This window comes from Cohnella xylanilytica (genome assembly GCF_014212175.1).
Taxonomy (GTDB): domain Bacteria; phylum Bacillota; class Bacilli; order Paenibacillales; family Paenibacillaceae; genus Cohnella; species Cohnella xylanilytica.
This window is the reverse complement of record NZ_JACJVR010000003.1, coordinates 26,822-44,485: the sequence shown is the minus strand read 5'-3', so window position 1 is coordinate 44,485 and position 17,664 is coordinate 26,822. Positions and strand designations below refer to the sequence as shown.

The window sequence follows — 17,664 nt, the reverse complement described above, 5'->3', positions numbered from 1 at the left end:
ACTTCTTTTCACGCTACATTCAAGCAAGGCGCCATTTTCGAGAAGGGTTTGTATGATTTTTCGTACAATTCAAGCCATTCAAGCCATTCAAGCCGCTCAAGCCAAAGCGCCTTCTCTCGAGGCAGACGGGTCCGAATCAAAATCGAACGGGACGGTTCCGTTAGGGAATGGGCATCCGTTGTTTTTCGGCCCCCTCGGCTCCGCCAAGATGGCAATCCATAAGAAACGAAAGGCCGCTAATCATGCTACGATATAGGTAAATCGAATCGATATGCGAGGAGGATAAACGATGACCGAGAAGATCTCCAGAGGAAGGTTCTGGACGGCATGGGTCCTGAGCGGAATTGTCGTCTTGTTTATGCTGTTCGACAGCATCTCCAAGCTGTTCAAGCCTTCTTCCGTCGTCGAGGGTACCGTGACGCTCGGATTCGCCGAGCATCATATCGTGCCCATCGGCATCATCGGGCTGATCTGCACCGTTCTGTACGCCATTCCGAGAACGTCCGTCCTGGGCGCGGTGCTGCTGACCGGCTATTTCGGCGGGGCCATCGCGACGCAGGTGCGCATGGATGCTCCTCTGTTCTCCAACACGTTGTTCGCCGTCTACTTGGGGATTCTCATGTGGGGCGGATTGTGGCTGCGAGACAAGAGGGTTCGCCGCTTGTTCGGGTAGTCCTAACGGAGCCGTGTTCGCCGCACGGCTCCGTTTGTTTTTATGCTTTTCGAAGCGAGTTCCAAGTCTCCTTATAGTGAGGGCTGTGGATCAAGCCGATGATGTTGCCGAACGGATCCGCCACAGACGAGGTGAACCAATCGACCCCGCGTTCCTTGAGAGGCTCGTATTCAACGGCTCCCAGCTCCTTCAGCCGATCCAGCATGCCGGCGACATCGTCCACGTGCCAGTACAGGATAGCGCCGCCCGCGCCCGTCAAGCCGGCCGCCGCAGGGGCATATCTCCGATCGATGATGCCCAGCTCGTTCTGGAAGTCGCCGATCCGATATTCGATGTAGGCGGGGTTCTCCGCGTCGGGGCGCTGGAAGTAGGGCTCCTCTCCCAACAGCTTCGAGTACCAATCTCTGGCCGCCTTCACGTCTTCCGCCCAGAAGCTGACGTTGGCCATTCCGCGTAATTTCGCCTTGTTTGTCATGGGGGTAACCTCCGATTTCGATTCTCGTTTACTCCATCCCCGGGAAGATGTATTTTTATTGTAGGTGATGAATATGGGCACTGTATTACAAAAAACCGCAGACCCGCATCGCGCCGGGGGGCACGGACGTTTGGACCCGGAAGGGTTCGCGCGGCATATCCGATTTCAAACCTACATTCCGCCTGCCGGCCTGGCGCCGTTTATCCGTCATTTCTGGACGCTGAGCTGGAATCGCGCCAGCCGAGAGCCCTATATCTCCGAGCAAGTGCTGCACCGGCCGTACGTGGACGTCTACGTCTCCAGACCGGATTCGGGCATTCAGTGCGCCTTCCGGGACAAGCGGGATTACGTGGCGAGCGACGACGGCCGAATCATAGGCGCACGCCTTCTGCCCGGCGCGTTTCGCGCCTTCTGGAGCGAGTCCCTGGCCGGACTGCATAACGGAACCCTTGCTCTGAGGCAAGTTTTCCCCGAAGCGGATGCATCCTTCGTAGAAGGCGTATTGGCCTTGGAGGACGATGCCGCCGCGGGAGCGTTGGCCGATCTTATTCAAGCCCGTCGCCCGCAGCCCGATCCCAACATCGCGTTGATTAACGAGATTCTGGCGGCGATCGACTCCGACGGCTTGCAGACGGTCGGCGACGTCGCGCAATGGATCGGCAAGAGCGAACGATGGCTGCAGAAGCTGTTCCAGGATTACGTCGGCATCGGCATCAAGTGGCAGCTTCAGAGGAACAAATTGCTGGATGCGGCCAAGTCCATCCGGGACAGCGACAATCCTTCGTGGGCGGATCTGGCTTATGACCTCGGGTACAGCAGCCAGCAGCATTTCATATCGGATTTCAAGCGGGTGCTCGGCAGAACGCCCGGGCAGTACAAGAGAGAGGTAAGCTCGAACAAGGGGGCGCAAGTATAGAGAGCGGCGCCGAATCCGGAGCTATCGCTGGATTCGGCGCCGGTCCGCGATCGGGGGAGTCGTCTTGCCTTAGAAGCCGGCGGCCCGGACGGGTCCGAACTTGACCAGTTGGTTCAAGGCGTTGACCATGTAGGACGGACTGTACATCAAGTCGTTCTCCAGCCACCACTCGATCAGGCCGAAGTGGGCGGAAGCGACATAGGCGCATTGAATGTCCCGCGGGATGGTCACGCCGTGTTCGTCCGTCAACATGAGATCCAGCTTCTGATAGAAGGCTTCCGCGATGGCGAGCTTCAACCTATTCGCGAAGTCGGGGATGCCCATCTCCCTTAACATGACCTTATAATAAGCTGCGTTGGCGGCGATATGCTCGAAGTGCTTCGTCGCGGAATCCATATTGGCCAGCCGGCATGGAGGCGGCGTATCCCTCGGTTCTTGAAGGGACGCGGCGAAGGCCTCCAGCATCTCCCGGTTGCTCTGCTCCAGCAGATCGTATTTATCCTGGAAATGAAAATAAAAAGTGGACCGGTTCACGTCCGCGCGCTCCACGATCTCCTGCACCGTCACGGCTTCGAATCCTTTCTCCCGGATCAAAGCGATCAACGCGTCCTGGATCGCCTGGCGCGTCCGCTTGACCCGTCGGTCCGGCTTCTCTTTGATTTCCGACATTTTATCCCCTCCTGTAGAAGATCTTCCGCTTATCCCACACCTGCGAACGACGATATCGGATATCCGATGAACGCAAGCGAACTGTCGGTTGGATGATTCCCGCTCTTCCTATAATATAGCAACAGGCCAATCATTAGGAGGGGTTAAGAGATGAACAAAATCGCCATCATTCTGGGAAGCACGCGTCCGGGCCGCAAAGGCGAGCCCGTCGCCCGCTGGGTGCATGAAGTCGCGTCGAAGCGCAACGATGCCGAATACGAGCTCGTCGATATCGCGGATTACGGATTGCCTCTGCTGGACGAACCGATGCCTCCGATCATGGGGCAATACGAATTCCCTTATACGAAGGCATGGTCGGACAAGATCGCTTCGTTCGACGGCTACGTCTTCGTCACGCCGACCTACAATCGCGCGACGTCCGGCGCCCTCAAGAACGCCATCGACTACCTGCACAAGGAGTGGAACAACAAGGCCGCCGGCCTGATCGCCTACGGAGGGGCCGACGGGATCAGCGCCATCGACAACCTTCGGTTGATCCTGTCGGAGCTTCGCATCGCCCATGTACGTACCCAGCTCAGCTTCTCGCTTCATACCGACTTCGAGAATTACAGCGTGTTCAAGCCGACGCCGTATCACGAAGAGAAGCTGCACCTGATTCTGGACGAAGTGCTGGCCTGGAGCGCGGCCATGAAGACGGTGAGGGCGACGGCGACGGCGTAATTCTGCGGATAGTCGCTCATAGACGAAGAAGGAGCCAGACCTCTCGCGGAGGCTGGCTCCTATCCGTTTACGGGTTGGGGGCTGCCCTTATTCCCCTGCCATAGACGAACGCAATCATCGACGCCCCCAGGAGAGCGCATATCAGATACATGGTCGAATAAGAAGAGAGATCCGCTACCGGTCCCATCAGCATTCCGCCCAGCGAGACTCCGAGATCGGCCATGGCGATGAACAGCCCGATCAGCACGTTGCGGCTCTCCCGAGGCAGAACGAAGGTCAGATACGAAGTCAGCGAGGGATAGAGGAGGGCTTGGGCGACTCCCATCAGGACCGCCCCCGGGTAGAACAAGAGAACTCCGCCGGCGACAGAGAGACTTGCGCATAACGCTGCCGCGGTAAGAGAGAGCATAATCCCCATCATATAAAAAGGATGCCACTTCCCGTCGGAGGGGATCCTCTTCCTCAGGAGGAACCGCGCCAGAACGACCGTCCCGGCCTGAAGCATGAGATACAAGGCGGCATTGCCGTATCGAATCTGCGCCGCGTACAGGGGGATGAAGGTCGTCGTCGCCCCGAATACAAGGGAAGCGGTCAGCATCAGGACGCTGCATCGGAACAGAGGGCGGTTCTTCGCCAACTGGCCGAAGGACCGCAGCATCTCCCCGGCCTGTCCCGTCCGGCCGGCGGCGGGCTCGTCTCTTTTCCCATCCATCTTGGCGCTGTAGCCTACGACTCCCGTCAGAACGGCAAGGGCGATCATCGCCGTCGCGAAGAGAGAGCCGTCTCCCGCCCGCCACATGCCCACAGCCAGCAAGGGGCCGATAATGCCCGGCATGGAAGCGCACAGCGAATACATCGAGATGCCTTGCGAGCGGTCCTTGTCCGGCAGAGCGTCGATAATGCCAAGCTGCAAGGCCATGGAGAAAAAAGCGGTGCAAACGCCTTGCAGCATGCGGGCCGCGAAGTAGCCTTCCAGACCGGTAAACGTATAGAGAATCAGGGCCAGCCCGTTAAGCGCCAGGATCGCCCGCAGCACCCGAATGGGCCCGTATCTCTGAATCATAAGGCCTGCCCACGGGCGCAACAGCATGGTCGTGAACAGATACGCCCCCATGACGATCCCGATCGTCGTGTTGTCGGCCCCCAGCGATTCCCCCTTCAACGGAAGGATGACGTTCAGGATCGCATTCGCGCTGAAGTAGAGCAGCGTCAGCAGGTATAACCGCATAAAAGGCCATGACAAGGCTCCTCTCAACAAGCTTGCTCCTCTCTCCGAATCCATCGGCGAATTCCGAACTTGAAGTCAAGCCATGACCATGTCCAGCAGCTTCTTGGCGTAAGGGGATTGAACGTCCCTTAATCGGTCGACATCGACGGTCTCTTCGATCCGGCCGTCCCGAACGATCATCACTCGGTCGCAAAGATAGGCGGCGGCCTGGATATCGTGGGTGATGAAGATATATCCCATGTCGTACGCGGTCTTCAAGCTTCGGAGCAGGTCGAGCACCTGGACTTGAACGGAACCGTCCAGAGAGCTGACGGCTTCGTCCAGCAGAATGCATCGAGGCTCCGTCGCCACGGCTCTCGCGATGCACACCCGCTGCGCTTCCCCGCCGGACAACTCGTGCGGGTACTTGTTCCGGTAGGACGAGTCCAATCCGACTTGTTCCAGCAGCCGGTCGATTCGGCGGCTATCGATCGCCGCGCGCTTGTTCCGAAGCGTCAGCGGCTCCATCAGCGCCTTCTCGACGGTGAAGAACGGATGGATGGAGGAGGTATAGTCCTGGAACACGGCGCTTACCGAGCCCCGTCTGGCCCTTCGTTCGTCCGCGGGCCGACCTTCCCAACGAACGCTTCCGCGATCCGGCCGCTCGATGCCGAGCAGCAGCCGGCCCAGGGTGGACTTGCCGCTTCCGCTCTCTCCGATAATGCCCAGACACTCGCCCGCCTTCCACTCGAAGCTGATGCCCGAGAGTACCTGCTTCCGTCTCCTCGCGAACAGTCCGCCCGTCCGGTACGACTTCTCGACCCGTTCAACGGTCAACAACGTCATCGCCTCCCATGACATGGTTGAAGCGGCGGTTCAGCGCCTCTTTCGCGGAGATCAGGTGACGGGTATAGGCATGCCGGGGTTCGGAGAAGATCTTCCGGGTCGGGCCGCTCTCTACGATCTCTCCGTCTCTCATGACCAGGATCTCGTCCGCCAACCGCCTGACGACGCCCAGATCGTGGGAGACGAAGATCATGGAGCAGCCGATTCGGGCCCGCAACGATGCGAACTGTTCGACCACCTCGTATTGGGAGACGGTATCCAGCGCCGTCGTCGGTTCGTCGGCGACGACTATATCGGGCTCCAGCACGAGAGCCAGCGCGATCATGATCCGCTGCAGCATGCCTCCCGACAGCTGGTGCGGGAAGCTGTTCATGACGGCGACGGGGTCCTTCAGCCTGACGCTCTCCATTGCTTTGCCCATCCGGGCGGTCATCTCCGCGCGGCTCCACCCGAAGTGACGGTTCAGCGTCTCTCTCAGATGAACCCCTACGACGGAGGAAGGATCGAAGGCGCGCATGCCGTTCTGAACGATCAGGCAGAGTCGTCTGCCTCTTATCTTCCTCATCTCCCGCTCGGAGAGCTTGGTCAGATCGACGCCGCCAAGCGCGATGCTTCCGGATTGACGGAGACCGGCCGGGTTCAACCGCAGGATCGCCCTGCAGGTCAGAGACTTGCCGCTTCCGCTCTCGCCGACGATGGCCGTGCAGCTGCCCGGTTCGACAAGGAAGGAGCTGTTCCGGACGAGCGCGCGGCCCGTGGCGTCATCCCCTATTTTCAAGTTGGATACTTCCAGGCTGTTCATCGCGGATTAGGCCACCTCGCTTCCTTGAAGCTTCGCGGATTCGGCAACCGTCCGGCTATGCGGCGCGCGGCGGGAAGTCGCAAGTCTCGGGTCCAGGGCCAGTTGAAGCGAATCGGACAAATAGTTGACGGCCGATACGACGAGGATGATCGCGATGCCGGGAGCCAGCATGAGCTCCGGCTTGGAGAACATGACCGTTCTGGCCTCGTTCAGCATCATTCCCCATTCCGCATGAGGGGCTTGAATGCCGAGCCCGAGGAAGGAGAAGCCCGATATTTGCAGGATCATGGAGCCGAACGTGCTGCTGGCGGCGACGGCCATATCCGGAAGAGCGGCCGGAACGAGGTGCCTCGCCATGATGCGGACGTCGCCGAAGCCGAGCGTCTTGGCGAACCTCACGTAATCGGAGTCGGCGTATTGCCTGACGGACGTCCGGATGACGCGGGCGAACCAGGCCCACTTCATCAGGGCGAATGCGATCAGGATATTCTCGAGACCGACGCCCAGGATGCCGATGACCGCCAAGGTCAGGACGTATCCCGGGAAGGACAGCATGCCGTCGCAGATTCTCATCAGGACGGCGTCCGTCGCGCCTCTGAAGTACCCCGCGACAAACCCTACTATCGTTCCGATTCCCGCCGACAGGGCCAGCGCGACCCCGACCCAGAGGACGCTGGGACGGATGCCGTAGAGAAGCCGGGACAGAACGCATCTCCCCAGTTGATCGTTGCCCAGCCAATATTCCCAAGAGGGAGCCGCGAAGCGAAGCTCCATATGAACCTCATCGGGGGCATGCGGCGCGAGGAAGGGAGCGAAGAGGCCGGCGAATAGGGTCGTCGAGATCAGGAAGAGGGAGAGCGCCGCCAACTTGTCTTGCCCGATTGGTCTCAACCATCTCATCTATAGATCATTCCTTAATTTGGGGTTCACCGCCGCGCTCGCAATGTCGGATACGGCATTGAAGAGAACGAAGGCGGCCGCGAGCACGAGCACATAGGCCTGGATCACCGGGAAATCCCGGCTCAAGACGGATCTCACGCTTAGAGTGCCGAGTCCGGGCCATGCGAACAGGTTCTCCACCACGACCGTGCTTCCCAGAATCGTGGGAATCGCCATGCCGAATATCGAGATGGCCACCTGCAGGGAATTTTTCAAGACGCGGCGGACGAGCGTGGATTCCGGCAATCCGCAGGCTCTTCCGTACAGCACGTAGTCTTCGTTCAAATTGCCGAGCATGGAGCTTCGGATTACTCGGAAGTAGATGCCGGCATAGCCGATCGCGATGACCGCGACCGGAAGCACGTAGCTGCGGGCGGAATCCATCCCGCTCGTCGGCAGCAGATCCAGCTTGACGGAGAAGTACCAGACCATCAGCGCGGCGAGCCAGTAAGAGGGCGCGGAGGTCAGGACGAACGACAGCCCCCGAATGGATTTATCCAGCCAGCGTCCTGCTTTTAAGGCGCACGCGACGCCTAACGCCACGGAGAGTGCGAGAATAGCCGCGACGGACACGAGCGTCAGCTTTAACGTATTCAGCAGGGCGGGCCCCAACAAGGACCACACCGGTTGGTTCGCGACATACGACTTGCCGAAGTCCAGTTGCAGGCACGAGACCAGCCAATCCAGGTAACGAATCAGGAAGGGACGGTCCATCCCGAGCTCCGCCCGGGTCTCGGCGATCAGCTCGTCCGTGATCTTCGGCACGCCTTGCGAGTGCAGGACGACCTCGGCCGGGTCCAGCGGGGACAGGTGCTGGAAGACGAACGCGGCGAACGAGATCATAGCGAGCAGCGGAATCGCAATCAACGCCCTTCGGACGATATAAGCGCCCATGGTTCCTCTCCTCTATTCGAAGTACATCTTCTCGAACGGCAGCTCGAATTGCGTCTGCTTGAAGGAGACGCCCTGCAAGTCCGAGGGAGCGACGACCGTGACGCTGCCGTTGGTAAGGGGAATGAAGATCGCTTCGTCGTGAACGATCGTCAGAATATCCTTGTACAGCACCTTCCTCGTCTCTTCGTTCGCGGACGCCGTCACTTCGTCGATCTTCCGGTACAGCTCGGCCGCGCTCGCAATGCCGCTTGTCGCGTGATAATAGGAAGATTCGGAAGCGAAGGCCGCGATCGTGCTCTGCGGATCGTACGCGAGTCCCCACGTTTGGTTGAACAGCAAATCGTAGTCTCCGCTCGACCTTCTGCTCGCGATGGACGAGGATTCTTCGCCGACAAGCTCGAGCTTCATGCCGATCTGCCGGGCGGTGCTCTGAATGAACTCGGCCTCGGTTTTTTGCGAAGCCGAGTTGGCGTCGTAGTACAGCTTGAGGACGAGCGGGGTCCCGTCCTTCGCGCGGATGCCGTCTCCGCCGCTCGGCTTCCATCCCGCGTCCTCCAGCTTCTTCTCCGCTTGATCCAGGTCGAAATCTCTCGGCTTCAAGCCGATATCGGCATAGTTGACGTTAGTCGAGAAGAGCGTCTCGGCAGGCGTCTCGGTTCCGCTCATGATTTGCTTGCCGATCGTCTCCCGGTCGATCGATTGCCAGAGCGCTTCGCGCACGGCCGTCTCCTGCGCGGGGCTGCCCTGCTTGCCGCTGTTGGCCACGATCATCTTCGTGTTCATCGGGTCGCTTCGGACGATCCGGTAATCGCCCGAGTCCTCGAGCCGGCGCATCGCCTCCACGTCGATGCTGTCGGTGCCGCGGTCGTCCGTGAAGAGGAAGTCGACCTCTCCTTTCTGCAGCGCCAGGAAGGTCGTCTCCCCGGCGGGAAGCACCTTCGCCGTCACTTTGGCTATTTTGGGCGCGCCGCCCCAATAGCTCTCGTTGGCTTCGAATACGGCGTATCGATCGGTTTGATGCTCGGCGAGCTTATACGGCCCCGTTCCGTGATACCCCTTCACGCCGTCTTTGGTCCCGCCGTCTACGAAGTCCCTGGGCGACAGGAAGACGTAAGGCCGGGTCATGGCCAATTCCAGCAAAGTCGGGTAGTACGGCTCCGTCAATGTCAGCCGGACCGTATGCTCGTCGGTAGCTTCGACGTCCGCGATCTTGGTCGACAGCTGGATCCAGGAGTGCTTGGCGGCATTGCTCTGGACCGCTTCGATGTTCTTGACTGCCGCTTCCGCGTCGAACGGTTCCCCGTCGTGGAAGGTCACGCCTTGTCTAAGATGGAAGGTATACGTCTTGCCGTCCTCGGAGATATCCCAGGATTCGGCCAGCAGGGGCTTGATGCCGTCCGGGGTGTTCTCGACCAGGGACTCGTACACCATCCCTTGCGCCGGCATGGACCCCGTGTACAGATGGGGGTTCATGTCGTTAATGTCCTTGGCCGCAGCGTACGTCAGCTCCGTTCTGACCTTGCCTTTATCCGACGGCGCTTCCGCATGATTCTTCTCGCCGCCGCTGCAGCCGGCCAGCAGCGCCATAACCATTGCCAGCGCGGCAAGTCCGATAACCGATCTTTGTCTCACGTGATATCCTCCAGTGCGTCCTTTTCATGAGTTGTATGAAAATCCTGCGTCGATGCTCTCGCAAATCCGTTCGATATCTTCTTCGAAGCTTCGAACTTGGAAGGCATCCGACAAGCGCTCGCCTCGAAGCTTGAGCGCGGCGTCCTCAAGCTTGCGCTCGTAGGTCGCGAGGTATCGGTCGATCGTCGGACAACCCGATTCGAGATGTCTGGCGATGCCTTGGATCATTTTGATCCGATAGTAGTCCTCTTTGGGCATTCTCGGGATGTCCCAGCAGCCTTCCCGGTTGACGAAGATCGTCCTTATCGGGACGGCGGAGAAGTCGTAATACCTTCCGTTCGAATCCGGTTCCGAGAACGGATCGATGAGCAAGGAGGCATACCGCACGTACAATAAGTACTCTTGACGAACGGTCTCCAATCGGGGGAACTCCTCGATATCGCGCCTCGGCAGGCTCTCGGGTCTTACCGGATAATTGTCGTCGACCATAAACTTGAGCAGGTTGACCCCTTTTAATCGCAGCTTGTCGAGAATGGCCGATATCTCTTTCCAAGAAGCGAGCATCTGCCGGATGAGCTCTGGGGTGATAGGCCCCTCGGGGAACAGTTTGTACACGTACTTCTTCACGGAAGCTTCGCCGAACAGGACGTCTAACGCGAACTCGTTCATGAACAACGGCGGGTGAACGTAGAGCGATATATTTCTCGTCTCGGCTTCGAACGGAGATTGCATGGGTTCCAAGACGATGCCGATCGACTGATATAACGTCCGAAGCTTCTCGACGAACGGAGAGCCGGCATGCGTCGAACCGATAAATACCTTCTTCTTCACCCCTGTCGTGACGACGCGGTGCGATGGACGGTCTTGCGCCCAGCGAGTGTCGCCCAAGTAGGTAGAGAAGCTGATGATCTCGACTTCGGAACTTCTGTCGTTCATGAACTGGCGGATTAACGAGTTGGAGCCGAAGGTCGGAGAGAGCAGCGCCACGCGCCGGATCCCCCTCAGCACGTCGTCGCTCAGCCGCTTCAGCACTTCCAAGTAAGCATCCGCCGTCACCGCTAGAATAAGGGTGTCCCATAGTCCCGCGACGGCTTCGTATTCTTGGAAGACATGATCCAAGCGGCATTCGCCTTCAAGCTCGCGGTGCTGCAGATTTTGGACGTCCGCGCGAACGCGGAGGCCGCTTGGACGAAGCGCCGCGAAGAAGGATTCGGAGCGCGCGGACGGTCGTCCGACGATTCCGACGGCGCAATTCCAACGGTTTTTGAGCAGAACCGCCATTTGTATGGAGGCGGGGCCCGTTCCCGCGATCAGGACGCTCGGATGATCGTTCATGCTAACCTCCTTCTGCCGTGGCCCGCCCGGCTATGCTCTTCGGTACAAGGCGATATCGAATACTTGCTCCGGACGCAATACGGTCTCAACAAGCCGCCATTTGCGCCCGTCGACCTCCCGCATGGGGTAATTGAACAGGGACTTCAACCGATCGCCGTATCGCATCGCGACGACGACTTGCCTGTCGGTTAACGCATGCAGCCGGTCCAGCAACTCGTACTTCTCGGAGACCGTCGAGCTGAAGATGAGATGCGTCGCCATTCGGAGCTCCTCGGGATGATGCTCCGCGGAGCCTCCCAACAGCCGAATGTTCAACCCGCGCCCTAACCGGTCGATCACCTTCCGTCCCAGCTCGACGGCTTCTTCGTCGATGTCGATTCCGACCACGGATGCGCCCGTCCGCTTGGCGATGAACAGCGGCGTCATCGGGAACGAGCCGGAGCCGATCAGGACGACCCGGGAGTCGGACGCGACCCGGAAGCTTCCGAACTCTTGTTCAATGCAGGCCTCGATATTCTGAAAATAATCGGTTCGTTCCGACTCGCCGCCCAGCAGCTTCAACGCTCGGTACTTCTCCATGATCGTGACGCATTGCGCCGAAGAACGTCTCAGACCGGCCGCAAGCCGATGAAGCTCGTCGGAGGAGTCTCGTTCCAGCCGGTCCCATAAGCTATGATTCTCTGCGTCCGTTATGAAATCGGAGTAGCGGTCGATAGTCGTCTCCAATTCCTCGCTGCTGGCCAAGGTGCCATCATAGCGATAGGCCAAAGTTGTGAATTTGTCATGATAGCTGGCCAATTCGGTTCGAATCCGATCGATCGTCATTCTTCTCGCCCCCATGCGGAGTTCTCGGTCCAGCTTCAAGAAAAGCCCTGCCCTGCGCGACGATTCCGACGGAGCCCTCTATGCTCAGGCTCGTGATCTCCCCGCGATCGACAAGGGAGGCGACCCGAATCGTTCCGCCTGGCTGCTTGATCGTCGCGGTGACGGGTCCTCCGTTTATCCAAGAGAGATAAGCTCCGATCGAGGCGGTACCCGATCCGCAGCCTCTCTCCCAGACCATGCTGTTCAAGGAAGGAATATAGATGAGCGGAGCCATCTCGTTGGAATCCGCCTTGAACAGCAAGACTCCGATCAAGCTCGCTCCCGTGGCGGCGCCGAGCAGCTTCGCCCATTCTTGAGCCCTCTTCCTCGCGATTTCGCCGAAGAAATCGACTTCGATCACCATGTGCCAGCAATCGGGATATCGGACGAAGGCCAATTGCCATTCCTCGTCCTCGTATGGAACGGTCCGTCGTTCGATCTCGCGGGGGATCGGCATGGCTACGCGGCAGAGATATGTCTCATTCGTTTTTCTCACTTGGCAGGCCACCAACCGATCCGTTCCCGAGGCTTCGAGAGAGAGCTCCGCGTCGTCGTCAGGCCGAAGTCCTTGCCCGGAGGCCAAGTAGGCGGCCAGAGCCATGCAGGCGTTCCCGCAAAACTCGCCTCCCGCCATCTGCAGGCGCGCGGCGGCTTCCGGATGGCGCGGCTGTTCGACGAAGCCTACTTGCTCGGCGTGAACATGGTCGTAGGACATCATTCGGGAAGCGATGAGCGGATACTCTTCCGGGGGATGCCGGGTCGTCACAAGGATGGTCATATTTTGCGTGGGATTGAACTTCACAAAATCGATCTCTCTCGTCGCTATCATGGACTCTCGAAGTCTCCCTCCCTCTATAATCGTAATAATTACGATTTAATTCCCGGGTCAATCATAACCAAAATATGGGCCTGCGTCAACGGTGATTTTCATGTATATGAAAAATCGAGGCAGACAAAAAGCCCCCGATCGTCATCCGATCGGGGGCTCGATTAGCGGCGGCCATGCTGCCGACGATGTTGCCGGGCAATGCTGCCGGGCAATGCCGCCGGGGGGCGATTCTACGCCTCCATCTTCTGGGCGGTGTACAGGTGATAGTATCGGCCCCGCCGCGCCATCAGCTCGTCGTGCGAGCCGGCTTCGGCGATGCCCTTGTCGGCGACGTACAGGATGCGGTCGCAGTTCTTCACCGTCGAGAGACGGTGCGCGATGATGAACGACGTGCGTCCCTTGAGCAGCTCGTTCAAGCCCTTCTGCAGCAGCCGCTCGGTCCGCGCGTCGATGGACGAGGTCGCTTCGTCCAAGATGAGGATGCGCGGGTTGGCGAGCAGCGTGCGGGCGAACGAGATGAGCTGGCGTTGCCCTTGGGACAGCTTCGAGCCTCGCTCGTTGACCTCGGTCATGTAGCCGTTCTCGAACTCGCGGATGAATTCGTCCGCGCAGACGATCTTCGCGGCGGCGACGACCTCCTCGTCGGTGGCGTCGAGCCTGCCGTAGCGGATGTTGTCCATGATCGTGCCGGAGAAGATGAAGCTGTCCTGCAGCATGATGCCCATCTGGCTGCGCAGCGACTTCAGCTTCGCTTCCGCGATGTCGTGGCCGTCGATGAGAATCCGGCCTCCCGTCACGTTATAGAAGCGCGAGATCAGGTTGACGACCGTCGTCTTGCCCGCGCCGGTCGGCCCGACGAGGGCGATGCTCTCGCCCGCCTTGACGTCGATGTTCAGATGCTCCAGAACGTTGTGCCCCGGATCGTAGGCGAAGGTCACGTCGTCGAAGGTGATCCGGCCTTGGATCGGCGGCAGCTCCCGCGCGTTCGGAACGTCGCTGACGGTGACCGGTTCGTCCAACGTCTCGAAGATGCGCTCGAGGTAGGCGACGGCGTTGATGAAGCTGTTGTACAGGTTCGACAGGTTGAGAATCGGCTGCCAGAAGCGCGCCGCGTAGCTGCTCATCGCGAGAATGACGCCGAAGGTCACTTCCGCCGGACCCATCGCCAGCAGCCCGACGAAGTAGATGGCCGTCGTGACGAGCGTCGTCAGGTTGTCGACCGAGAACGGGATGAGGAAGTTCAGGTACATCGTCTTCATCCACTCGCGGCGATAGTTGGTGGCCAGACGGGTGAAGATGCCCGCGTTGCGCTCCTCGCGGGTGAAGATCTGGGTGACGCGGATGCCGCTGATGCTCTCCTGCATGTACGCGTTCAGGTTGGAGCTCTTGTTGGAGACCGCCTGCCACGCCCGGCGCTGCCGGGTCTTGAGGAGCATCATGACGGCGAAGAAGACCGGGAGCCCCGCGAGAATGACGAGCGACAGCTTCGCGTCGACGGCGAACATGAAGGCTCCGATGAACAGCAGGTTCAGAATCTCGAGAATGAAGTTGATGATGCCGTTGGACAGCACGTCCGACACGGAGTTGACGTAGTTGACGACCCGGATCAGAATCTTGCCCTGCGGCCGGTCGTCGTAATATTGGAACGGCAGCTCCTGCAAGTGCTTGAACAAGTCCGTCCGAATGTCGAAAATGATGTCTTGCCCGACGCGGGTCATAATCCGCGAGCGGATCGTCGCCAGAATGACGCTGACGACGATGGTGGCCAGCATCAGCGCGGACCAGCCGACCAGCGGCCAGGCTTCCTTCGCGGGGATCGTCACGTCGACGACGTGCTGCATGATCAGCGGCGCGGAGAGCGCGATGCCAGCCGACAAGGCGCTCAGCACGAACGCGACGATCATCGGCGTTTTCTGCTTCTTGATATAGACGAGAGCGCGCCGGAAGTGCTTAATGTCGAAGGGCGACTCCAGATTCTCGTCGATGTCGAATTTATTCCTAGCCAAGTGCCGTCGCCTGCCTTCCGATGCCTTCGTTCTGCAGCATGAATACCTCGTAATAATAACCGCGCCGAGCCAGCAGCTCCTGGTGGGTGCCTTCCTCGATCACGCGGCCGTTGTCCAGGATCAGGATGCGGTCGGCCTGCGCGGTCGTGGACACGCGCTGCGCGATGATGATTTTCGTACAGGAATAGTCCAGCTCCCGCAAGCTCTTCTGGATGTGCTCCTCCGTCTCGAGGTCGACGGCCGAGGTCGTGTCGTCGAGGATCAGGATCGGAGGCTGCACCGCCATCGCCCGCGCCAGCGCGATCCGCTGCTTCTGGCCGCCGGACAGGCCGACGCCGCGTTCGCCGACGATCGTGTTGTAGCCCTCCGGCATCTTGCGGATGAAGTCGTGGGCGGCGGCGAGCCGGGCGAACTTCTCGACCTCGTCCTCGGGCATCTCCGGATCGCCGTACGCGATGTTCCCGTCGATCGTGTCGGAGAACAGCAGGACGTCCTGGGTCGCGACGCCGATATTGCCGCGCAGCTCGTCGAGCTCCAGCTTCCGCACGTCGGTGCCGTCCACGAGGACGCGGCCCTTCGTCACGTCGTAGAAGCGGGGAATCAGGTTGATCAGCGTCGTCTTGCCGGATCCCGTCGCGCCCATGATCGCGATCGTCTCGCCGGGCTCGACCGTGAAGCTGATGTCTTCCAGAACCGTCGCGTTGTCGTACTTGAAGCTTACGTTGTCGAACTGGATGCGGCCCTCGTAACGCCGTTTGACGGCGGCGTTGTGCTCGTTGACGATCTGCGGATGGGCGTAGTAGATCTCGACGATCTTGGTCAGGCTCGCGAAGAAGCGCTGGATATCGTTAATGATGATGCCGATGTTGCGCATCGGGTTGGACAGACCCCAGATGAGCGCGGAGAACGCGGAGAATTCCCCGAAGGTGATGCGCCCGTTCATGACGAACAGCCCGCCCGCCAGCATCAGAATGACGTTGAAGCCTTGGGCGAAGGTCTCGAGATACGGAAAATAATCGAGCCATACCATCGCGGCCGCCTTGTTGGCCTTGGAGTAATTGACGTTTTTCTCCGTGAACTTCTGAACCTCGAATTCCTCGCGCGCGAACGCCTTGACGACGCGGTTGCCCGCGATGTTCTCCTGCGTCGTGGTGTTCAGCTGCGACAGACGCTCCCGAAGATCGGTATACATCGGGCGGACGCGCCGGGCGAACAGGAACGCGACGATGAAGATCGGAGGGGACAGCAGCAGCAGCCACCAGGTCAGAGCGACGTCGATATAAAAGAAATAGACGACCGCTGCCGCGAAGACGGTCAGCGATTCGATAATCGTCTTGATGATCCACGCCATCGTATGGCGGACCATATCCAGATCGCCCGTCATCTTGGTCATGAGGTCGCCCGTTCGATTATGGTCGTAATAATGCATGTCTTGGCCCTGGATCTTGTTGTACAAGTAAATCCGGACCCGGTACAGCATGTTCTGCGAAGCCCGCTCGTACAGAAGGGTCGTGAAGTAAGCCAGGCCCGTGCGCAGCAAGGAGAAGCCGATCATGCCGAGGCAGAGGCCGATCAGGAGCGAGCGTTCTTCCGTCAGGTTCCGCAGCGCGTCGTCGCCCGAGATGAACGTGTCGACGATGCGTTGGCCGATGTACGGATTGATGATCGTCAGCGAGGAGCCCACGACCGACAGACATAGAGCGAGAATGTAGCGAGTTCGATCTCCTCGCAGGTTGTGCCATAACCACTTGAGCTGAAACATCTGATCACCGGCTTCTCTAAAGTTGTGAATCGCGGAGTTAACTAAAAGCTCCTCCCCGATAAGCAAACTATGGAGATTATATCACGCTTACCTAGAATGCAAATGGAAGGGATTCCAGCGCAGGAGCGGTAGGGGGGCAAATTGAACGAAGGATGGCCCCGAGAGCGGGGCAACCCTACTTTTTCGCGGAATGATTCGGTCGTTCTCCCGATCTCTCCCGAACTTGAGAAGTATGCGGGCACCCGGTTGAGAAGCAACGAGGACAGGGGCTGGCGGCAGCCAGCCCCTTGCGTTAACGCGCGTTTTTGGTCAGATAGAGATAGAAGGAAGCCGGAACGAACGCGACGAGCAGCAGCAGGCAGACGCCGAACCCCGCCGCGAGATCCGCCGCGCCGGCGGTTCCCTCCATCAGCCCCCTCGCCGCCGTCACGGCGACGCTGATCGGATTGAGCTTCACGACCATGTCGATCCAACCCGGCATCGTGGACGAGTCGACCAGAATATTGCTGGCGAACAGAAGGGGATAGAGGACCATTATGCTCGTGCCCGAGACGGTCTCGGGCCGCTTCGCGATCAGGCCGATCGTCGAGAAGATCCAGCTGACGCTGAAGGCGAAGAGCAGAATAAACAAGGCTCCCAGCAGCGTTCCCGGCGCACCGCCATCCGGACGATAGCCGAGCAGCAGCCCCGCCCCGCACGTCGCGAGCAGGGCCGCCGCGTATCGGAGCGCGTCCGTCGCCAAGGGCCCGAGAACGGCGGCGGGCTGCCAGAACGGCATCGTTCGGAAGCGGTTGTATACGCCTCGCGAGAGATCTTGGCAGAGCGTCGTTCCGCTGTAGACCGTCATGGGCACGACGGTAAGGACAAGGATTCCGGGAAGCAGGTATTGCAGGTACGCGTTCGCGGAACCGGCGATGGCGCCGCCGAACAGATACGCGAAGATGAGCATCATGAGGACGGGAGTCAGGAGGGCATCCATCGCGAGGCCGAACGGATTGTTCCTCGTATGCTGCCAAGGTTCGCCACATGAACAGGACCGTCGCAGCCCAGGGACTCGGTCGGCGCGGGGCGGCGGCCCCGGGCGGAAGCGGCTCG

General features: G+C 59.7%; 18 protein-coding genes. 4 read left to right on the top strand and 14 right to left on the bottom strand.

The window, feature by feature from the left end:
* Together H7B90_RS32490 and H7B90_RS01200 are read left to right on the top strand one after the other, a co-directional pair.
* Positions 1-256: hypothetical protein (locus H7B90_RS32490; RefSeq protein ID WP_221481873.1), on the top strand; the 256-nt coding region annotated here is incomplete at its 5' end.
* A gap of 33 nt (positions 257-289) precedes the next feature.
* On the top strand, positions 290-673 hold the full coding sequence (locus H7B90_RS01200) for a DoxX family protein (protein WP_185134042.1): 384 nt from the start codon (positions 290-292) through the stop codon (positions 671-673).
* Positions 674-713: 40 nt separating this feature from the next.
* Here the strand turns inward: H7B90_RS01200 and H7B90_RS01195 are convergent, their stop codons facing one another.
* Positions 714-1,148 carry a VOC family protein gene (locus H7B90_RS01195; protein ID WP_185134041.1) on the bottom strand — a complete coding sequence of 145 codons (435 nt, stop codon included), beginning with the start codon at positions 1,146-1,148 and terminating at the stop codon, positions 714-716.
* Positions 1,149-1,278: 130 nt separating this feature from the next.
* On the opposite strand from H7B90_RS01195, the gene H7B90_RS01190 reads away from it, so the two are divergent.
* Positions 1,279-2,064 (top strand): helix-turn-helix domain-containing protein, encoded by a 786-nt coding sequence (locus H7B90_RS01190; RefSeq protein ID WP_260410645.1) that lies wholly within the window; start codon positions 1,279-1,281, stop codon positions 2,062-2,064.
* 69 nt (positions 2,065-2,133) lie between these two features.
* Here H7B90_RS01190 and H7B90_RS01185 read toward each other — a convergent pair whose 3' ends face one another.
* Positions 2,134-2,733 (bottom strand): TetR/AcrR family transcriptional regulator, encoded by a 600-nt coding sequence (locus H7B90_RS01185; protein ID WP_185134040.1) that lies wholly within the window; start codon positions 2,731-2,733, stop codon positions 2,134-2,136.
* 150 nt (positions 2,734-2,883) lie between these two features.
* Between H7B90_RS01185 and H7B90_RS01180 the strand changes: the two genes are divergently transcribed.
* Positions 2,884-3,453, top strand: coding sequence for an NADPH-dependent FMN reductase (locus H7B90_RS01180; RefSeq protein WP_185134039.1), 570 nt, complete (start codon positions 2,884-2,886; stop codon positions 3,451-3,453).
* A 67-nt stretch (positions 3,454-3,520) separates the two neighbouring features.
* Here the strand turns inward: H7B90_RS01180 and cntE are convergent, their stop codons facing one another.
* The 12 genes from cntE to H7B90_RS01120 form a co-directional block, all read right to left on the bottom strand.
* The gene (cntE, locus tag H7B90_RS01175) at positions 3,521-4,708 is read right to left on the bottom strand and encodes a staphylopine family metallophore export MFS transporter CntE (protein WP_185134038.1); all 1,188 of its coding nucleotides are present in this window, start codon (positions 4,706-4,708) and stop codon (positions 3,521-3,523) included.
* A 48-nt stretch (positions 4,709-4,756) separates the two neighbouring features.
* Positions 4,757-5,500, bottom strand: coding sequence for an ABC transporter ATP-binding protein (locus tag H7B90_RS01170; protein ID WP_185134037.1), 744 nt, complete (start codon positions 5,498-5,500; stop codon positions 4,757-4,759).
* A complete protein-coding gene (gene cntD / locus H7B90_RS01165) occupies positions 5,487-6,308 on the bottom strand; it encodes a staphylopine uptake ABC transporter ATP-binding protein CntD (RefSeq protein WP_185134036.1) in 822 nt (273 codons plus the stop codon). The genes H7B90_RS01170 and cntD overlap by 14 nt, the downstream gene beginning before the upstream one ends.
* Before the next feature lie 6 nt (positions 6,309-6,314).
* On the bottom strand, positions 6,315-7,208 hold the full coding sequence (gene cntC / locus H7B90_RS01160; RefSeq protein WP_185134035.1) for a staphylopine uptake ABC transporter permease subunit CntC: 894 nt from the start codon (positions 7,206-7,208) through the stop codon (positions 6,315-6,317).
* On the bottom strand, positions 7,209-8,141 hold the full coding sequence (gene opp1B, locus H7B90_RS01155) for a nickel/cobalt ABC transporter permease (protein WP_185134034.1): 933 nt from the start codon (positions 8,139-8,141) through the stop codon (positions 7,209-7,211).
* A 12-nt stretch (positions 8,142-8,153) separates the two neighbouring features.
* Entirely contained in the window at positions 8,154-9,773 is a 1,620-nt protein-coding gene (cntA, locus tag H7B90_RS01150) for a staphylopine-dependent metal ABC transporter substrate-binding lipoprotein (protein WP_446483089.1), read from the bottom strand.
* A 24-nt stretch (positions 9,774-9,797) separates the two neighbouring features.
* Positions 9,798-11,108, bottom strand: a complete 1,311-nt coding sequence (locus H7B90_RS01145) for an opine metallophore biosynthesis dehydrogenase (protein WP_185134033.1) — start codon at positions 11,106-11,108, stop codon at positions 9,798-9,800.
* A gap of 30 nt (positions 11,109-11,138) precedes the next feature.
* Positions 11,139-11,933: a class I SAM-dependent methyltransferase gene (locus H7B90_RS01140; RefSeq protein ID WP_185134032.1), complete on the bottom strand. Its 795-nt coding sequence runs from the start codon at positions 11,931-11,933 to the stop codon at positions 11,139-11,141.
* The gene (locus H7B90_RS01135; RefSeq protein ID WP_260410644.1) at positions 11,890-12,801 is read right to left on the bottom strand and encodes a histidine racemase CntK family protein; all 912 of its coding nucleotides are present in this window, start codon (positions 12,799-12,801) and stop codon (positions 11,890-11,892) included. The genes H7B90_RS01140 and H7B90_RS01135 overlap by 44 nt, the downstream gene beginning before the upstream one ends.
* A 230-nt stretch (positions 12,802-13,031) precedes the next feature.
* Positions 13,032-14,807, bottom strand: coding sequence for an ABC transporter ATP-binding protein (locus H7B90_RS01130; protein ID WP_185134031.1), 1,776 nt, complete (start codon positions 14,805-14,807; stop codon positions 13,032-13,034).
* On the bottom strand, positions 14,800-16,569 hold the full coding sequence (locus H7B90_RS01125) for an ABC transporter ATP-binding protein (protein ID WP_185134030.1): 1,770 nt from the start codon (positions 16,567-16,569) through the stop codon (positions 14,800-14,802). The genes H7B90_RS01130 and H7B90_RS01125 overlap by 8 nt, the downstream gene beginning before the upstream one ends.
* A gap of 292 nt (positions 16,570-16,861) precedes the next feature.
* Complete coding sequence (locus H7B90_RS01120) at positions 16,862-17,548, bottom strand: ABC transporter permease (RefSeq protein ID WP_260410643.1); 687 nt, start codon at positions 17,546-17,548, stop codon at positions 16,862-16,864.
* Between the last annotated feature and the right edge of the window lie 116 nt (positions 17,549-17,664).